The 17094-nt window shown below is 72.5% G+C and carries 20 protein-coding genes and 1 tRNA gene; 6 read left to right on the forward strand and 15 right to left on the reverse strand.

All coding sequences use genetic code 11. From position 1 onward, the window contains the following. Positions 1–89: 89 nt before the first annotated feature. The 3 genes from tig to BMW67_RS04610 all read right to left on the reverse strand — a co-directional run bounded on the left by tig (position 90) and on the right by BMW67_RS04610 (position 3285). The gene (tig, locus tag BMW67_RS04600) at positions 90–1421 is read right to left on the reverse strand and encodes a trigger factor (protein ID WP_072745737.1); all 1332 of its coding nucleotides are present in this window, start codon (positions 1419–1421) and stop codon (positions 90–92) included. 42 nt (positions 1422–1463) lie between these two features. Further along, a tRNA-Leu gene (locus BMW67_RS04605) sits at positions 1464–1548 on the reverse strand. Positions 1549–1644: 96 nt separating this feature from the next. Continuing rightward, complete coding sequence (locus BMW67_RS04610) at positions 1645–3285, reverse strand: NAD(P)H-hydrate dehydratase (protein WP_342707594.1); 1641 nt, start codon at positions 3283–3285, stop codon at positions 1645–1647. 226 nt (positions 3286–3511) lie between these two features. On the opposite strand from BMW67_RS04610, the gene BMW67_RS04615 reads away from it, so the two are divergent. Next, positions 3512–3850, forward strand: coding sequence for a P-II family nitrogen regulator (locus tag BMW67_RS04615; protein ID WP_072745736.1), 339 nt, complete (start codon positions 3512–3514; stop codon positions 3848–3850). Between the two features lie 112 nt (positions 3851–3962). Next, positions 3963–5372: a type I glutamate--ammonia ligase gene (gene glnA, locus BMW67_RS04620; RefSeq protein WP_072745735.1), complete on the forward strand. Its 1410-nt coding sequence runs from the start codon at positions 3963–3965 to the stop codon at positions 5370–5372. Positions 5373–5573: 201 nt separating this feature from the next. Here glnA and BMW67_RS04625 read toward each other — a convergent pair whose 3' ends face one another. After that, a complete protein-coding gene (locus BMW67_RS04625) occupies positions 5574–5966 on the reverse strand; it encodes a DUF3775 domain-containing protein (protein ID WP_072745734.1) in 393 nt (130 codons plus the stop codon). Positions 5967–6096: 130 nt separating this feature from the next. On the opposite strand from BMW67_RS04625, the gene BMW67_RS04630 reads away from it, so the two are divergent. Continuing rightward, a complete protein-coding gene (locus BMW67_RS04630; protein ID WP_072745733.1) occupies positions 6097–6759 on the forward strand; it encodes a thiamine phosphate synthase in 663 nt (220 codons plus the stop codon). Between the two features lie 99 nt (positions 6760–6858). Here the strand turns inward: BMW67_RS04630 and BMW67_RS04635 are convergent, their stop codons facing one another. The 3 genes from BMW67_RS04635 to BMW67_RS04645 all read right to left on the reverse strand — a co-directional run bounded on the left by BMW67_RS04635 (position 6859) and on the right by BMW67_RS04645 (position 8909). Then, on the reverse strand, positions 6859–7728 hold the full coding sequence (locus tag BMW67_RS04635; protein WP_072745732.1) for a lysophospholipid acyltransferase family protein: 870 nt from the start codon (positions 7726–7728) through the stop codon (positions 6859–6861). Then, positions 7725–8513, reverse strand: a complete 789-nt coding sequence (gene olsB / locus BMW67_RS04640; protein WP_072746074.1) for an L-ornithine N(alpha)-acyltransferase — start codon at positions 8511–8513, stop codon at positions 7725–7727. Before olsB ends, BMW67_RS04635 begins: the two co-directional genes overlap by 4 nt. Positions 8514–8720: 207 nt before the next feature. Then, positions 8721–8909 carry a DUF3553 domain-containing protein gene (locus BMW67_RS04645; RefSeq protein ID WP_072745731.1) on the reverse strand — a complete coding sequence of 63 codons (189 nt, stop codon included), beginning with the start codon at positions 8907–8909 and terminating at the stop codon, positions 8721–8723. 47 nt (positions 8910–8956) lie between these two features. On the opposite strand from BMW67_RS04645, the gene BMW67_RS04650 reads away from it, so the two are divergent. Further along, positions 8957–9679, forward strand: coding sequence for a histidine phosphotransferase family protein (locus BMW67_RS04650; RefSeq protein ID WP_072745730.1), 723 nt, complete (start codon positions 8957–8959; stop codon positions 9677–9679). Positions 9680–9684: 5 nt separating this feature from the next. Here BMW67_RS04650 and BMW67_RS04655 read toward each other — a convergent pair whose 3' ends face one another. The 3 genes from BMW67_RS04655 to BMW67_RS04665 are packed head-to-tail and all read right to left on the reverse strand — an operon-like array spanning position 9685 to position 11857. After that, positions 9685–10218: a gamma carbonic anhydrase family protein gene (locus BMW67_RS04655; RefSeq protein ID WP_072745729.1), complete on the reverse strand. Its 534-nt coding sequence runs from the start codon at positions 10216–10218 to the stop codon at positions 9685–9687. Next, positions 10215–10940, reverse strand: a complete 726-nt coding sequence (gmk, locus tag BMW67_RS04660; protein ID WP_083581058.1) for a guanylate kinase — start codon at positions 10938–10940, stop codon at positions 10215–10217. Before gmk ends, BMW67_RS04655 begins: the two co-directional genes overlap by 4 nt. Before the next feature lie 2 nt (positions 10941–10942). Beyond that, the gene (locus BMW67_RS04665; protein ID WP_072745728.1) at positions 10943–11857 is read right to left on the reverse strand and encodes a YicC/YloC family endoribonuclease; all 915 of its coding nucleotides are present in this window, start codon (positions 11855–11857) and stop codon (positions 10943–10945) included. 307 nt (positions 11858–12164) lie between these two features. Here BMW67_RS04665 and BMW67_RS04670 point away from each other — a divergent pair, with 307 nt between their 5' ends. After that, positions 12165–12872 (forward strand): PAS domain-containing protein, encoded by a 708-nt coding sequence (locus BMW67_RS04670; protein WP_177174480.1) that lies wholly within the window; start codon positions 12165–12167, stop codon positions 12870–12872. On the opposite strand, the gene BMW67_RS04675 is transcribed toward BMW67_RS04670, so the two are convergent. The 5 genes from BMW67_RS04675 to BMW67_RS04695 all read right to left on the reverse strand — a co-directional run bounded on the left by BMW67_RS04675 (position 12862) and on the right by BMW67_RS04695 (position 16358). Continuing rightward, the gene (locus tag BMW67_RS04675) at positions 12862–13497 is read right to left on the reverse strand and encodes a DUF1638 domain-containing protein (RefSeq protein WP_072745726.1); all 636 of its coding nucleotides are present in this window, start codon (positions 13495–13497) and stop codon (positions 12862–12864) included. The two genes, BMW67_RS04670 and BMW67_RS04675, sit on opposite strands and share 11 nt — an antisense overlap. Positions 13498–13523: 26 nt before the next feature. Further along, on the reverse strand, positions 13524–14228 hold the full coding sequence (locus BMW67_RS04680) for a corrinoid protein (RefSeq protein ID WP_072745725.1): 705 nt from the start codon (positions 14226–14228) through the stop codon (positions 13524–13526). 168 nt (positions 14229–14396) lie between these two features. Then, positions 14397–14825, reverse strand: a complete 429-nt coding sequence (locus tag BMW67_RS04685) for a SufE family protein (RefSeq protein WP_072745724.1) — start codon at positions 14823–14825, stop codon at positions 14397–14399. An 82-nt stretch (positions 14826–14907) separates the two neighbouring features. Further along, the gene (locus tag BMW67_RS04690; protein WP_072745723.1) at positions 14908–15561 is read right to left on the reverse strand and encodes a precorrin-6A/cobalt-precorrin-6A reductase; all 654 of its coding nucleotides are present in this window, start codon (positions 15559–15561) and stop codon (positions 14908–14910) included. 56 nt (positions 15562–15617) lie between these two features. After that, a complete protein-coding gene (locus tag BMW67_RS04695) occupies positions 15618–16358 on the reverse strand; it encodes a PEP-CTERM sorting domain-containing protein (protein WP_072745722.1) in 741 nt (246 codons plus the stop codon). Positions 16359–16585: 227 nt separating this feature from the next. Between BMW67_RS04695 and BMW67_RS04700 the strand changes: the two genes are divergently transcribed. Continuing rightward, positions 16586–17083, forward strand: coding sequence for a hypothetical protein (locus tag BMW67_RS04700; protein WP_072745721.1), 498 nt, complete (start codon positions 16586–16588; stop codon positions 17081–17083). Positions 17084–17094 lie beyond the last annotated feature (11 nt).

Genomic DNA, 17094 nt, shown 5'->3' on the forward strand with positions numbered 1-17094 from the left:
GACGCGAACGGCCCGCGGCGGAGGCCGCGGGCCGTGGTCGTCGCCGTCGTCGTCGGGGCCGGGCGCGCGCCGGGGCGCGCGGGGCCGCGTCAGTCCTGCTCGAGCGCCTCGAGGGCCTTCTGCAGCTCGTCCTTGGTGACGGTCTTGTCCTCGATCTGCGTCAGCTCGAGCACGTAATCCACCACCTTGTCCTCGAAGAGGGGGGCGCGGATCTGCTGCAGCGCCTGCGGGTTCTGGCGCACGAAGTCGAAGAAGGCCTTCTCCTGCCCCGGATACTGGCGCGCCTGGTTGAAGATCGCCTGGTTGAGCTCCTGCTCGGTCACCTCGATCTCGTTGCGCCGGCCCAGCTCGGCCAGAAGCAGCCCCAGCCGCACGCGGCGCTCGGCCAGCTTGCGGTGCTCGTCGGTCACCTCGATCTCGGGGTGGTCGTGGCCCTGCACCTCGGGGTGCTCCTCGTGCCACAGCTGGTGGGCGATCTGCTGCGCCTCCTGCTCGACCAGGGTCGGGGGCAGGTCGAACTTCACCATCTCGTCCAGCGCGTCGAGCAGCTTGCGCTTGAGCAGCGCGCGCGCGGCGCCCTTGAACTCTTCGCCCAGGCGCTCGCGCAGCTGGGACTTGAGGGTCTCGAGATCCTCGACGCCGAACTTCTTGGCCAGCTCGTCGTCGATCGCGGCGGCCTGGGGCGCGCGCACCTCCTTGACCTTGACCTCGAACACCGCGTCCTTGCCGGCCAGGTTCTCGGCGCCGTAATTCTCGGGGAAGGCGACCTTCACCTCGATCTCGTCGCCCGCCTTGGCGCCGACGATCTGCTCCTCGAAGCCGGGGATGAACGCGCCAGAGCCCAGCACCAGCGGGTAGTCCTCGGCCGCGCCGCCCTCGAAGGGCTCGCCGTCCAGCTTGCCGACGAAGTCGATCACCACCTGGTCGCCGTTCTGCGCCGCCTCGCCCTCTTCGCGCGGGGCGAAGTCCTTGACGTTCTCGGCCAGGTTGGCCAGCGCCTCGTCCACCGCCGAATCCTCGACCTCGACCACGAGGCGCTCGAGCTTGATGACCGAGAAGTCGGTCTCGGGGATCTCGGGCAGAACCTCATAGGTCAGCGACAGGTTCAGATCGTCGCCCTCGTCGAAGTTCTCGTTGGTGATGCGGATGTCGGGCTGGATGGCCGGGCGGTCGCCGGTCTTCTCGAAATGCGCGCGCACGGCGGCGTCCACCGCCTCCTGGACGACCTCGCCCATCAGGGACTTGCCGAACATCTTCTTGAGCAGCGGCAGCGGCGTCTTGCCCTTGCGGAAGCCCTTGAGCTGGACGGTCTCGCGCGCCGCCTCGAGCTTCTCGTTCATCTTCGCCGCCAGGTCCGCGGCGGGCACGGTCATCGCGTGCTCGCGCTTGAGACCATTCGACTGCGTTTCGGTGTCCTGCATTCTCGTCCTCATTCCTCGTCGTTTCGCGGCCTGCGGCGCGCATGGTGCGGGCGGAGGGACTCGAACCCCCACGCCTTGCGGCGCTTGGACCTAAACCAAGTGCGTCTGCCAGTTCCGCCACGCCCGCAGCCCTTCCGTCCGCCGGACCGAACCGCCGCCGGTCCCGTCGCGGCCGGAGTCCGGCGCTTCCTAACAGGCTTGCCCGTCGCGCGCGAGTCGAAAATCAGCCGCCCCAGGGCCAGGGCGCGCGGGCCGCGCCGGCGGGCGGCAGCGCGCGCAGGACGGCGGGCAGCGCCTCGGGCAGGTCCTCGGCGATCAGGCCCGGGCCGACGCGCAGCGCCGCCTCGACATGCAGCCAGGCCGCCGCGGCGGCCGCCTCGAGCGGCGCGAAGCCGCGCGCCGCCAGACCGGCGATCAGCCCCGCCAACACGTCCCCCGCCCCCGCCGTCGCCAGCCAGGGCGCCGCGCGCGGGCCGGCGGCCAGATGGACCAGCGCCGCGCCGTCGGGCGATGCGATCACCGTGTCGGGCCCCTTGAGGAGAACCGTCGCGCCCGCGCGCCGCGCCGCCTCGCGCGCCGCGTCGAGGCGCGAGAAGGCGGGGCCGGCAAGCGCCGGCGCGCGCAGCCGCTCGGCCAGGTCCGGGAACAGGCGCGCGAACTCGCCCTCATGCGGGGTCAGGACGCAATCGGGCCGCAGCGCGGCGAAGAGCGGCGCGGGATCGGCGGCGAAGGCGCCAAGCGCGTCGGCGTCCAGCGTCGCCGCGCGCCCGCTTTCGAGCGCGGCCAGCGTCAGCGCCCGCGCGCGCGCATCCGCGCCCAGCCCCATCCCCAGCGCCAGCGCGTTGATGCGCCGATCGGCCAGCGCCCGGCGCAAGGCTTCGGCGTCGGCCACGGGACGCAGCATCACCGCGTCGAGCCGGGCCGCGTTCTCGGCCAGCGCCTCGGGCGGCGGCGCGACGGTGACCAGCCCCGCCCCCACCCGCAGCGCCGCGCGCGCCGCCAGCCGCGCCGCGCCGCCCTTGCCGCAGCCGCCGGCCAGCACCAGCGCATGGCCATGGACGTATTTGTGCGCGCGCGGGCCCGCGGCGGCCTTGTCCAGCCCCCGCGGCGGTCCGAGGAACAGAAGCGGCGCGTCCGCGATCGGGTCCTGCGGCAGCCCGATGTCGGCCACGACCAGCCGCCCGACCGCGCGCGGCCCGTCCCCGAGCGCATGCCCCAGGCGCGGGCGGTGGAAGGTGACCGTCAGATCCGCCCCGCGCGCAGGCGCCGGCCCCTCGCCCAGATGGCGGCCGCTGTCGGCGCACCAGCCCGAGGGCATGTCCGCCGCCACGACGAACGCCCCGCGCGAGGCCGCGTCCAGCGCCGCGCGCAGCGTCCGCGGGATCGGCCGCGACAGCCCCGTGCCGAAGCCCGCGTCGATCACCGCGTCGAACGCCCCCGGCGCCGCATCGGCCGCCCGCGCGATGTCGCGCACGGGGCCCAGCCCCTCCCACCGGCGCCGGTTGGCCGCGGCGTCGGGCGGCTGGCGCGCGGGGTCGCCCAGCATGAAGACCTCGACGGCCCAGCCGCGCCCGGCCAGGCGCCGCGCCGCCACGAATCCGTCGCCGCCATTGGCGCCCGGCCCGCACAGAACCGCCGCGCGCCCGCCGCGCCGCGCCAGCTCGGGCCGCGCCGACGACAGCGCCGCGACGATGGCCGCGCCCGCCGCCTCCATCAGCTCGAGCCCCGAGATGCGGCCCGCCGCCATCTGCGCCTGCTCGAGCGCGCGCATGCGCGCGCCGTCCAGCAGCTCGACCGTGGGGCCGTCGAAGGCGCCCCATGCGCCGCCGCCCATGGCCGATTCCGCGCCCGCCTCGTTCGTCATCCCGCTTCGCCTCCGGCCGCGCGTTCACGCGGCGCCCAAATATTGTGCACTTTGCCCGATCCATGGGCGCCCGTCGCGATTTCCGCCCGCTTCTCGCGGCGCGCCGCGGCCCGAGCGTTGAATCGGGCCGCGCGAAATGCTTCGCATGTGCTGCGCATTGAACGCGGACGCGCGCGCGGCCGCAAGCCGCCCGCGGCGCCGCCGCAGCGAAAGGGAACCGACGCCGATGAAGAAGATCGAAGCCATCATCAAGCCCTTCAAGCTGGACGAGGTGAAGGAAGCGCTCCAGGAGGTCGGCGTGCAGGGCCTTTCGGTCATCGAGGCCAAGGGCTTCGGACGCCAGAAGGGCCATACCGAGCTTTACCGCGGCGCCGAATACGTCGTGGACTTCCTGCCCAAGATGAAGATCGAGGTCGTGCTGGACGACGACATGGTCGAGAAGGCGATCGACGCCATCATCTCGGCCGCGCGCACGGGCAAGATCGGCGACGGCAAGATCTTCGTCACCCCGGTCGAGCAGGCCATCCGCATCCGCACCGGCGAAGAGGGCGTCGAGGCGCTCTGACGCCCGCCCCCGCCGCAACCCACGCCGCGCCGCGCGCCCCCGGGCCGCGGCCGCGCCCCAGGCGGCCGGAGCCCCTTCGCCCCGGCCCGAGCAGAAACCGAAAGGAACACCCATGAGCGACGCGAACGCCGTTCTCAAGACGATCCGCGACGAGGACGTCGATTACGTTGACATCCGCTTCACCGACCCGCGCGGCAAGCTGCAGCACGTCACCGTGGTCGCCGACCTGGTGGACGAGGACTTCATGGAAGAGGGCTTCATGTTCGACGGCTCGTCCATCGCGGGCTGGAAGTCGATCGACCAGTCGGACATGAAGCTGCTGCCCGATCCCTCCTCGGCCTACATGGACCCGTTCTACGCCGAGAAGACGCTGTGCCTGCACTGCGACGTGGTCGAGCCCGACACCGGCGAGCGTTACCAGCGCGACCCGCGCGGCACCGCGCGCAAGGCCGAGGCCTATCTGAAGTCGTCGGGCATCGGCGACGCCTCGTATTGGGGCCCCGAGGCCGAGTTCTTCCTGTTCGACAACGTCCGCTTCTCGAACACGATGAACAAGGTGGCCTTCGAGGTCGACGCCGCCGACGCCGCCTGGAACTCGGACGCCGAGTTCGAGATGGGCAACATGGGCCATCGCCCCGGCGTCAAGGGCGGCTATTTCCCGGTCAACCCCGTGGACGCGGCGCAGGACCTGCGCGGCGAGATGCTCTCGACCATGAAGCGCATGGGCATGAAGGTCGACAAGCACCACCACGAGGTCGCCTCGTGCCAGCATGAGCTGGGCCTGGTGTTCGGCGGCCTGGTCGAGCAGGCCGACAACATGCAGAAATACAAGTACGTCATCCACAACGTGGCGCATGCCTACGGCAAGACGGCCACCTTCATGCCCAAGCCCATCGCCGGCGACAACGGCTCGGGCATGCATGTGAACCAGTCGATCTGGAAGGATGGCAAGCCGCTCTTCGCCGGCGACAAATACGCCGACCTGTCGGACGAGGCGCTGTGGTATATCGGCGGCATCCTCAAGCACGCCAAGGCGCTCAACGCCTTCACCAACCCCTCGACCAATTCCTACAAGCGCCTGATCCCGGGCTTCGAGGCGCCGGTGTTGCTGGCCTACTCGGCGCGCAACCGCTCGGCCTCGATCCGCATCCCGTGGACCGAGTCGCCCAAGGCCAAGCGCGTCGAGACCCGCTTCCCCGATCCGACCTGCAACCCGTATCTGGCCTTCTCGGCGCTGCTGATGGCCGGCCTCGACGGCATCCGCAACAAGATCGACCCCGGCGAGGCGGCGGACAAGGATCTCTACGACCTGCCCCCCGAGGAGCTGGCCGAGATCCCGACCGTCTGCGGCTCGCTGCGCGAGGCGCTGCAGTCGCTCGAGGCCGATCACGAGTTCCTGCTGGCCGGCGACGTGTTCACCCGCGACCAGATCGAGGGCTACATGGCGCTCAAGTGGCAGGAGGTCTATGCCTTCGAGCACACCCCGCACCCGGTCGAGTATCAGCTCTACTACTCCTGCTGATCCGCCTCGCCGCGGCGCCCGGGCGCGCCGCGGCGGCCCGACGGGCCGACCCGACCCGCGCGCGGCGATCCCCGCGCGCGGGTTTTTCGCGCGCCCGGCCGCGGCCGGCCCCGTCGCGCCCGCTCGCCGGCCGGGGGCGCGATCGGCCGCGGCGCGTCCTGCGCGCAAGGCGGCGGCCGGCGGCGGCGCGGCTTGCGGGCGTCAGATCTCGTCCTCGACCTCGGAAGCGGAAATCCCCAGCGCCTCGAGCCCCTCTTCCAGCAGGTCGGCCATCATCGGCTCGCCCAGCAGGTAGTCGGCCGTCGAGCGCGTGGCCGAGGCCAGCGCCTGGCGCTTGAGCTGGGGAAAGTCCTCGGGGCCGCCGTCGCCGCGGCCAAGCCAGAACAGCGCCACCAGCTCGGCGCGGCCCTCGTCGTCCAGATCCTCGATCCAGCTGCGCAGCTCCTGCGCCGAGGCGTCGTCGCCCCGGTCCTCGAGCACGCCGAGCGGGTCGTCGCCGTCGCTCTCGCCGTCGGATGTGTCCACGTCCTTGACCTCGACCTCGCGCGCCTTGGCGATGATCCAGGCCAGCGTGTCGCGCGGTATGTTCAGCATTTCGGCCCCCTTGCGCCCCGTCTCGGCCCTTTGCGTCCGGGCCCTTTGTCGCGTCGATTCTTGCGCCTCGCCTTGATCGAGCGCAAGGGGCGGGCTTTACGCGCGGCGCCGGACTGGATATTGCACCGCCATGACCCAAGCCAAGCATGGCGCGCCCGCCGCCGAACCGCGCATCACCCTGGCCACGCCGCCGCGCATGGAGCCCGAGCGGGCGGCGCGGCTGCTCGAACCCGCGCTCGACTCGGGGCTGGTCGCCTGCGTGCGCATCGACATGCCCGGCGCCGAAGAGCCCGCGCTGCGCGCCGCCGCGGGCCTGTTGCGCGAGCTGTGCCATGCGCGCGACGTGGCGCTGATCCTGTCGGATCACTTCCGCCTGGCGCGCGCCCTCGGGCTGGACGGCGCGCAGGTGGACGCGGCGCGGGTGCGTCTGCGCGACGCGCGCGAGGCGCTGGGCCCCGACCTGATCCTGGGCGCGCGCTGCGCCCCCACGCGCCATGCGGGCATGGTCGCCGCCGAGGCGGGCGCGGACTACGTCCTGTTCGCGCCCGTCGCGCCCGATCCGGCGCTTGGCGACGGCGCCGCCGCCACGCCCGAGCTGTTCGAATGGTGGGCCGAGATGATCGAGACGCCCGTCGTCGCCGAGGGCGGCGTCGACGTCGCGCTGGCGCGGCGCCTGGGTCCGAGCGTGGATTTCGTCGTTCCCGATCCGGCCTTCTGGACCGAGGACCTGCCCGCCCGCCTGGCCGAGCTGCACGCCGCGCTGGGCGCCGGACGCGCGGCGGCCTCGGACTGACGCCCCGCCCCGGACTGACGCCCCCGGCGCGGCGCGGCCGGCCCCGCATCCTCGCGCGCGGCGGCGCGCTGGCGGGGGCTCAGGCGCCCTGGCGGGGGCTCAGCGGTCGGCGATGGGCTCGGGGGCGTCGGGCAGCGCCTGGCGCAGGCCCGCCAGCACCTCTTCATGGCAGATGCGCGCCAGACGCTTGCGGTCGTCGAAATCGGCCGCGCGCACGGGCTGATGGAACATCACTGTCACCTGTCCGCCATGGCGCAACATGCACAGCGCCTTGAGATGGGACAGCATGTCCATGTCGCCCCACCAGCCGAAGAAATGCGCCGGCAGCCCGCTGGCCGGATCGGGCCGGTAGGCCAGGGTGACGGGCTGGACGCGCACATGCGCGCGCAGCTCGTCCGACAGGAAGGCGGCGAACAGGGTGCTCTTGAACGGCAGCACCCGCAGCCCGTCGGTCGAGGTCCCCTCGGGAAAGAAGACCAGCCTTTCGCCGCGGCGCATGCGCGCGCGCAGCTCGGCCTCCTGACGGCGGGCGGCGGCGCGGCGGCGCTCGACGAAGACGGTGTCGGTGATGCGCGCGATCAGACCCACCCCGGGCCACGAGGCGACCTCGGCCTTGGCCACGAAGGTCACGCGCGCGGCGGCGCGCAGAACGATGATGTCGGTCCACGAGACGTGATTCGACACCAGCGCCCCGCCCTCGCGCATGGGCCGCCCGACGCGCCGCACCCGCAGCCCCAGCATCCGCGCCGCCAGCCGCGCCCAGCCCGTCTGCACCCGCCAGCGCCCGTCGAATCGCGGAAAGACCCGCTCGACGGCCTTGCACGACGCGTAAAGCCCCAGCGCCGCCGCCGTCGCCAGCGCCAGCGCCGCGATCCGCGCCCACCCCCAGGCCTGGCGCCAGAGCGGCGCGCGCGGCGCCGGCTCGGGCGCGCGGCCGTTCCAGGCGGGCGATGCGGGCGCGTCGCTCATCGCGCCGAGGAACTCTCGCGCCCGTAGAAGTCGCGATAGCGCGCCACCATGCGCGCCGTGTCCATCAGCACGCATACGTCCACGGTGTTGAACTCGCGATCCACATAGGCGCCCTCGCCCACGAAGCCGCCGAGGCGCAGATAGGCCTTGATCAGCGCCGGGATCTGGCGCGCCGCCAGCTTGCGGTCCACCTGCTCGGGCGGCAGGGCGTCCATGGGCACGAAATGCTCGGGGCGCGCGCGCACGCGCAGATCCTCGGGCGCCAGGTGGTTGTGGTGCAGATGGCTCAGCGCATGCGCCAGCGGCGCCGGATCGGCGCCGTGGAAGCTGGCCGTGCCGAACATGATCTCGATCCCGCGCGAGGTTACAAACTCGCCCAGCCCCGTCCACAGAAGATGCATCGCCGCCCCGCCCCGATAGGGCGCCCCGACGCAGGAGCGCCCCAGCTCGACCACCTTGCGGTCCAGCTGCTCGAGCTTGGTCAGGTCGTATTCCGTCGCGCCGTAAAAGCCGATGCCCTCGCGCGCGCGCTCGCCGGTCATGAGGCGATAGACCCCCGCCACCCGCTCGAGCGGATCGTCCGTCGGCGCCTCGTTGTCGATCAGGATCAGATGCTCGAAATACGGGTCGAAGCGATCGCGCTCGCGCCGCAGCGCGGCGTCCTCGGGGGTCGGCTTGGCGCCCATCTCCTCGACGAAGACCTTGTAGCGCAGCCGCTGAGCGGCGGCGATGTCCTCTTCGCTCTGCGCCAGGCGCACCGTGAAACGCCCCGCGTCGATCTGCATCTGCGCGCACCTTTCGCTGCCCTGCGCGGCCGCGCCGCGCGTCGCGCGGACCATATGTTCACCGCGCGGCCGAGGCAATGGCCTGCGGCGATGCTTCGGAGCGGCCGCAATTGTGGCGCAAATGCGACGCCCCGGGCGCGCTGCCGCCCCAAGATTGTGAAATGGTTGACGACTCGCCTTCTGGGTGTATCGTCGTTAAGCCTTGGTTCAGAATCGTTCGCCCCGATCGAGCTGAACAACCTCGAGGCGCACATGTTCAACGTCGATGAGCCGTTTGCCCGCATGTTCGAAATTCACCGTCACCCGATGGCCGATCACCGACTGGATCTGCCCCAGCCCCCAATCGGGCGCGCCTGGGTGCCGCACGAACATGCCCGGCTCGAGAAAGTCGTTCATAGCGTTTCCTTTCGCGGCCCTGGCCGCACCCGCAGGAGGACCAGCCGATGAGCCTTGACGCCGCAGCCTGCGCCCCCGCCATCGCGTCCCTGGGCGATGAAGCGGCCGAACCGGCGCCCGCCCCGATGAGCGAGGCCGAACTGAGCGCGCTCATGTGCTCGCGCATCTGCCATGATCTGATATCGCCCGTGGGGGCGGTGGGCAACGGCGTCGAGCTGATGCAGGAGATCGCGCCCGAGATGACCGAGGAGCTGGGCCTGATCGGCGACAGCGCCCGCGCAGCCGCCGCCGCGCTCGAGTTCCACCGCATCGCCTTCGGCGCCGCCGCGCCGGGCGAGCGCATCGCCGTGCAGCGCCTGCGCCGGATCGTCGAGGAGCGTTTCGCCCGCGACCGCGCCCGCATCGAGTGGCGCGCCGGCCAATCCGAGACCGAGGCCGGCCGCGCCGCCGCGCGCCTGCTGTTCGACATGCTGCTGGTGGCCGTGGGCGCCCTGCCCCGCGGCGGACGCATCACGGTGACGGCCGAGTTCGCGCCGGGCGGCGCCGCCAGCCTTGCGGTCACGGCCGAGGGCGGCCCGACGCGCCTGCCCGAGAACGCCCGCGCATGGCTCGACGGCGCGCCCGCGCCGCGCCCGGCCCCGGCCGAGGTGCACTACCCCCTGACGCGGATCAACGCGCTGGCCTGCGGCGCGCGCCTGTCGCACGAGGCGAGCGCCGAGTCGCTGGCGCTGCGCGCCGAGGTTCCGGCCGAGTCTTCGCCCGCGGGCTGAGCGCCTCAGCCCAGCAGCCGCATCCCGGCCTTGAAGCGGCGCATGTTGGCCCGATACTTCTCGGCGCTGGCCATGAGGGCGGCGCGCTGGCCCTCGTCCAGCTGGCGCACCACCTTGCCCGGCGCGCCCATCACCAGCGCGCCGTCGGGGATCTCCTTGTCCTCGGTCACCAGCGCGCCGGCGCCGATCAGGCAACCCTTGCCGATGCGCGCGCCGTTCAGGATCACCGCGTTGATGCCGATCAGCGACCCCTCGCCGATCTCGCAGCCATGCAGCATGGCCTTGTGACCGACCGTCACGTTCGGCCCCACCGTCAGCGGCCGCCCGGGATCGGTGTGCAGCACGGCGCCTTCCTGGATGTTGCTGCCCGCGCCGATGCGGATGGGCTCGTTGTCGCCGCGCAGCACGGCGTTGAACCAGACCGAGACGCCGGGCTCGAGAATCACCTTGCCGATCACCGCCGCGCCGGGCGCGATCCAGAAGTCGCCATCCTCGGGCACGACGGGCGCGATCCCGTCCAGCTCGTAGAGTCCGTTCATGCGATTCTCTCCTCGAATTCGCGGTTGAGCGCCTGCACGAAGCCGACCAGCCCGGGGCGGCGCTCGCGGCGCAGGCGCTCGGCGGCCAGGATGGCGCGGATCTCGGCCTCGCAACGGTCGAGATCGTCGTTGACCAGAACGTAATCGTATTCGGCCCAGTGGCTGATCTCGTCGCGCGCCTTGGCCATGCGCCCGGCGATGACCTCGGGGCTGTCCTGGCCGCGGGCGCGCAGGCGCCGCTCGAGCTCGGCGATCGAGGGCGGCAGGATGAAGACCGATACCACCGCGTCCTTGAGCGGCGAGTTGCGCAGCTGCTGCCCGCCCTGCCAGTCCACGTCGAACAGCACGTCGCGCCCGGCCTCGAGCGCGGCCTCGACCGGCGCGCGCGGCGTGCCGTAGAGGTTGCCGAAGACCTCGGCGTGCTCGAGCATCTGCCCCGCCTCGACCATGCGCAGGAATTCCTCGCGCGAAAGGAAATGGTAATCGCGCCCGTTCACCTCGCCCGGACGCGGCGCGCGCGTGGTCGCCGAGACCGAGAACACGAACGCGTCGTCGCTGGCCAGCAGGCGGCGCGACAGGGTCGATTTCCCCGCCCCCGAGGGCGAGGAGAGGATGAACAGCAGCCCGCGCCGGCGCTCGAGCGCGGCGCGCGCCTCGCCGCTGCGGGCCTCGGCCCGGGCTTTGGCCGCGCCGCGGGCGCTCTCCTGATCGGGGTCGCTCATGGTCACTCCACGTTCTGGACCTGCTCGCGCAGCTGGTCGATGACGGTCTTGAGCTCGAGCCCCGCGGCGGTGAGCTCGTGAAAATCGGCTTTCGCGCACAGGGTGTTGGCCTCGCGGTTGAACTCCTGCGCGAGGAAGTCGAAGCGCCGCCCCGCCGGGCCGTCGGCGCCCAGAAGCGCGCGCGCGGCGGCGACATGGGCGCGCAGGCGGTCCAGCTCTTCGCGCACGTCGCCCTTGACCGCCAGCATGGCCAGCTCGGCCGCCAGGCGCTGCGGGTCGGGCGCGGCGCCCGGGTCGAGCGAGTCGAGCACCGCCGACAGCTTGCGCCGCAGCATGGGGCCGGCGGCCTCGGCGCGCAGGGCGGCGGCCGCCTCGGCCCGGTCCGAAAGCGCCGCGATGCGGTCGATCATGTCGCCGATGAGGGCGGACAGGCGCGCGCCCTCCTCGGCGCGGGCCGCGGCCAGGGCCTCGACGGCGGCGCGCCCGTCGCGGATCATCGCCGCGTCCAGCGCCTCGGCCTCGTCGGCCTCGGGCGCGCCGTTCTGAACCAGCACGCCGGGCATGGACAGCAGCGCCTCGGGCGGCGTCGGCGCGACCTCGAGCCCCGCCGCGGCCAGCGCGTCGGCCGCCGCGCGCAGCCTTTCGGCCGCCGCCGCCAGCGCCGCGGGATCGAGGCGCGCCGCGCTCGCCGCCGCGCCCTGGGCGCGCGCGACGCGCAAGGTGGCGGTGACGGCGCCGCGGGCGAAGCGGCTCTTGAGCGCCTCGCGCATGGCCGCTTCGACGCGCTCGCGCCCCTCGGGCGCGCGGATGCGCAGATCCAGCCCGCGCGCGTTGACCGAACGCAGCTCCCAGCGCCAGGCGGTCGCGCCCAGCGCCCCCTCGACGGCGGCGAAACCGGTCATGCTGGCAAGGGTCATGCGCCCTCCCGATCTTCAACCCTCTTGCGCCGCGGCCGGCGCGGCGCGATCCTATCCGCGCGCCGCCCGCGCCGCAATCTCGCGCGCCCCCGAGGGGCGCTCGCGCAGGCCGACGCCGGGCGGTTCAGGCGTTAACGTTGAATTAGCTTCTTTGTTGCGCGGATTTTGGGTCAATTGAAAGAAGACGACGCGGCGGAGGCGCCGCAGCTTTCGGCGTCCGGGAAGGATGGGGCGCTGCGCAATTTCGCGCTGGACTAATGAGGCTTGAATCAAAATGATACGCAAATTCACATTGATGGGCCGTCTCATGGATCACCAAAGCACGCGCGCGATCTACGAGCACTGGGAATCGCTCAGGGCGGAGCGCGACGCGCCTTTCCGCTCCGAGATCGACCCGCGGCGCATCAGCGCGGCGCTCGAGAGCATGTTCATCCTCGAACAGCTCGACCCGGACGACGTGCGCTTTCGCCTTGCGGGCACGGGGCTTGTGGCGCTGCTGGGGATCGAGCCGCGCGGCATGATCGCGGACGCGGTGATGGACGAGGCCAGCGCCGGGCAGATCCTGCAGCTGGCCCGCCAGGTGACCGCCGAGCCCGCCATCGCCGTCATGCGCGTCAAGGGCGTTTCGGCCTTCGGCGCCGCGCGCCCCGCGCCCTTCGAGCCGCGCGGCGAGATGATCCTGCTGCCCATGCGCAGCGAGCTGGGCGGGCGCGACCGCATCCTCGGCGCGATCAACATGCTCGAGCCGCCCGCCCCCGACAGCCCGCCCCTGCGCATGCGCCTGATGGGCGCAAAGATGCTGCCGATCGAGTTTGACCCGGCCCGCTGCGGCCGGCGCGCGCCGGCGCCGCCGCAGGACCGGCGCGACAAGGATGCGGGCCGCTTCCTGGCCGAGGCGCCGGCCCCCTTCGCCCGTCGTCGGCCCACTGCGGTGCTGACCCCCATCGAGGGCAACCCCGAGGCGCCGCGCGGCGAAGGGCGCCCGCGCCCGGCCCTGCGCGTGGTCAAGGATTGAGCGGCGCCGCGTCCAGCCCGCGCAGGAAGACGTCCAGATCGCCATAGCCGGTGAAGCGGCGCTCATGCGCCAGGCCCAGCCGGCGGGCGCATTCTCGCGCCTGGGCGTCCAGCTCGGGATCCTCGGTCTGGGCCAGATGCACCAGCTTTTCATAGCCGCCGAAGATCATGTCGCGCAGCTCGGGATGGCGGTCCAGCCCCATGGGCCGCCAGACGAAGGCGTCGAACTGGCGCACCAGGAAATCGGTCAGGTAAAAGGCCCGCATCTCGGCCTCGGCCCGGGCGGCGAAGGCCTCGTTGCCGTCGAAGAAGCTGTAGCAATGCGGGCCGGGGATGCGCTCGACCCCGAGGCGGGCGCATTCGGCGTCGAGCAGCCCGCCGGTCCCGCAATCGGCGAAGACGACGGCGATGCGATCGAAGCGCGCGCGGTTTTCCTCGACCGCGCGGGCGACGGCGGCGGGAATGCGCTCGGGCGTCAGATGCAGCTTGGCCGGCAGGCACAGCAGCTCCATGTGCCGCCAGCCGTTGAGGCGGATCAGCGCCAGGATCTCGCGCGCCAGCGCCCCGCACGCGATCAGCAGCGTGCGGGGCGGGCCGGCCGGCGAATGCTCGGGCGTCGGGGTCATGGCCGCCTCGGCGCGGGGGCCGGCGATCAGCCGGCCACCTGGTTGTGCTTGCGCTGGGCGATGAGCGCCTTGGCCGTCTCGACCGCCACCGCCGCGTCGCGGCAATAGGCGTCGGCGCCGATGGCCTTGCCGAACTCTTCGTTCAGCGGCGCGCCGCCCACCAGCACGATGTAGTCGTCGCGGATGCCCTGCTCGACCATCGTGTCGATCACCACCTTCATGTAGGGCATGGTGGTGGTCAGCAGGGCCGACATGCCCAGGATGTCGGGCTTTTTCTCTTCCAGCGCCTGAAGGTAGTTCTCGACCGGGTTGTTGATGCCCAGATCGGTGACCTCGAAGCCGGCGCCCTCCATCATCATCGCCACCAGGTTCTTGCCGATGTCGTGGATGTCGCCCTTGACGGTGCCGATGACCATCGAGCCCATCTTGGGCGCGCCGGTCTCGACCAGCAGCGGGCGCAGGATGTTCATGCCCGCCTTCATCGCGTTGGCCGCAAGAAGCACCTCGGGCACGAAGAGGATGCCGTCGCGAAAGTCGATGCCGACGATCCGCATGCCCTCGACCAGGGCCTTGGTGAGGATGTCGTAGGGCGTCCAGCCGCGCTCGAGCAGGATGCGCACGCCCTCCTCGATTTCATCCTTCAGGCCGTCATACAGATCGTCATGCATCTGCTGCACCAGCTCGTCGTCGTCGAGCTCGCTCAGGACCAGATCGTCTTCTTCTTCGGACATGGCGTCGTCTCCGGGGCGGGCCGCGGCGGGCGGCCGGGTTTGGCTGTCGGGTGCGACATTACGCCGACATCAGCGCCGGCGCGTCAAAAACGCGACGCAGCGCAGGCGCGATCGCGACCTCGGCGCGGTTTTTCGGCCGGTTTTCGGGCCGGTTCTCGGGCCATGCGCTCAGACCGTCTCGGCGCCGGCCAGCGCGCGGATGCGTCCGACCATGGCGCGCAGCCCGTTCGAGCGCTGCGCCGACAGGTGCTCGGCCAGGCCCAGCCGGTCGAGCGCGGCCTGCGCGTCGAGCGCGCGGATCTCGTCCAGCGTGCGGCCCGAATAGAGGGCGCGCAAGATGGCGATCAGCCCGCGCACGATCATCGCGTCGCTGTCGCCCTGAAAATGCAGCCGGCGCGGCGGCCCCTCTTCGATCCTCGGCGCGATCCAGACCTGGCTGGCGCAGCCCTCGACCCTGGTCTCGGGGCCCTTGAGCGAATCGGGCATGGGCTCCATGGCCTTGCCCAGCTCGATCACGTAGCCGTAGCGATCCTCCCAATCGTCGAGGAAGGCGAAGGTTTCGGCGATCTCTTCGAAATCGGGCGTGGCGTCGGTCATCTGGGCCTCCTGCGTCGGGGCAAGACTTAGGCCGCGCGGGCGGCCGGAGCAAGCGCCGAGCGCGCTTCGCCGGCCCGCCTTCTCAGCTCTCGGCGGCGCCCGCCAGGCGATCGAGCGCGGCCAGCGCCGCGGGCACGTCGCGCACGGCGCCGGGCGGCGCGGGCGGCGGCTCGAGCAGGATCACCGGCAGGCCAAGCCGGCGCGCCGCCGCCATCTTGGGCCAGGCGTCGGGGCCGCCGGCGTTGCGCGCCACCAGCGCCTGCACGCCCAGGGCGCGGAACAGGCGCGCCTCGCCGGCGGGCGTGTAGGGCCCGGGCGCGGTCAGGAAGCGCGCGCGCGCAAGGCGGGGGCGCGGCGCCTGCGCCGGCCCCGACGCGCCGCGCGCGCGCACCAGAAGCGTCAGGTCTGGCCGCCCCGCGAAGGGCGCCAGCTGGTCGCGCCCCAGCGCCACGAACACCCGCCGCGCCCCGGCCGGCAGCGCCAGCGCCGCCGCGCGCGCCGAGCGCACGCGCCGCCAGCGGTCGCCCGGCCCCGGCAGCCAGGGCGCGCGCCGCAACGTGACCAGCGGCGCGCCCAGCCGCCGCGCCGTCGCCGCCGCAAGCCGCGCGCCCTCGCGGTCGAAGGGATGAGCGGCGTCCACCACCGCCAGCGGCGCGTCGCACGCCTCGGGCCCCGCGGCGCAGCCCAGCCGGGTCAGGGCGGCGATCAGGGCGCGCGCCTCGGACGAGTCGCCCATGACGACGACGCCGCGCCCGGCCGGCCAGGCGCGGCGTTCCCATGTTATCGGCGCCGTCAGGCGCAGCGCCGCCGCCCCAGCAGGCCGAGCGCGCCAAGCCCCAGCGCCATCAGCGGCAGCGCGCCGGGCAGCGGGACCGCGCCGATGGGCGGCGCGGCGCGCTCTGCAAGCCCGGCGTAGCGCACGGCCTGCTGCGAGTAGTTGTAGAAGCCGAAGCCGCCGTTCGCGAAGGTTCCGGCGACGTCCAGCTCCTTGACGCCGTTGACGAACACCTGCACCGCGGTCGAGGTGAAGATCAGATCGAAGCTGTAGGTCGTGTTGTCCGCCCAGCCGGTCGAGCCCAGCGTGGCGCCGCGCTGCAGCTCGGTGACGTTGTTGGCCGGGTCGTGGCTCCAGGCGCCGGAATCGTCGCCAAGCGCCCCCGTCACCCGCGAGATCGCGAGACCCGCGGGGGCGAAGCCGAAGAAGCTCTGGTCGCCCTGCTTCCAGTCGATCAGCAGGTAGTCGGCCGACGGATTGGTCAGATCGCCCGCCTTGTAGCCCAGCACGAAGCCGATGAAGTCGTCGTCGCTGGCGGTCTCGACCGTGATCGTGCCGCTCAGCGCCGCGCCCTGGCTGTCGGCGTTGTTGTGGAAGACCGTCGGCGCGCCGTTCAGGGTCTGGAGCACCGAATTGCCATCCGGCGCGATGTTCCAGTTCCCCCCGCCCTCGGCGCCGCCGCCGGCCGCCACCCAGTCGTTGAGGTTGACCGGCGCAGGCGCCGCCCATGACGCGGCGGGAATGAACGCAATCGTCAAAACGCTGGCAAATTTCCTGAACATCTGAAAATCCCTCTTGGTCCGGTCAGGCGAAATGGCCGCCGGGTGCGCACCGGACAATTCGCCCCGACGCGTTCAGGTTAACCAAGGGCCCATTGCGCCGCAACGCCGGTCGGCCACGCCGCGTCTTTCATTCCTGCGCGCCCGCGGCTAAGCAGTCGGGTGCAGAATGCGTTCACGCGCCTGTTCACAGACGGAGTCGCCCCATGCCCGCACGACCTTATCGCCGCCCCCGCGCCCGCCCGATCGTCGCGGCCCTTGCGGTTCTTGCCGCCGGGCTGGCGGGCTGCGGCAACGATTACGTGCGCTTCGAGGGCCTCTCGCCATCGGTCGAGCCCGAGCCCGCCCCCAAGCCCGCCCCGCGCGAGGAGCTGACCTTCAAGCCCGTCGAAAGGGTCGAATCGGTCGAGCTTGGCGTGACGCGCGACGGCGCGCTGGTTCATGCGGTGGGCCTCGCCCCGACGACGCGCTGGTTCGCCCCGACGCTGCGCCCGCGGCGGGGCGGCGCGCCGGCGCCGGACGGATTTCTGGAGTTCGATTTCGTCGCCGCCCCGCCCGAGCTGAACGGCGGCGCGCCGGGCGAGGCGGGCGCGCCCAGGCTGCGCCGCCTGCAGGTCGCCCTGCCGCTGAACGAACAGACCGTGCGCGGCGCGGCGGGCGTGCGCGTGTTCGCCGCGCAGGGGGCGGCGGCGGCGCGGTTCTGAGCGCCGCCGCG

This window comes from Oceanicella actignis (genome assembly GCF_900111545.1).
Lineage (GTDB): Bacteria > Pseudomonadota > Alphaproteobacteria > Rhodobacterales > Rhodobacteraceae > Oceanicella > Oceanicella actignis.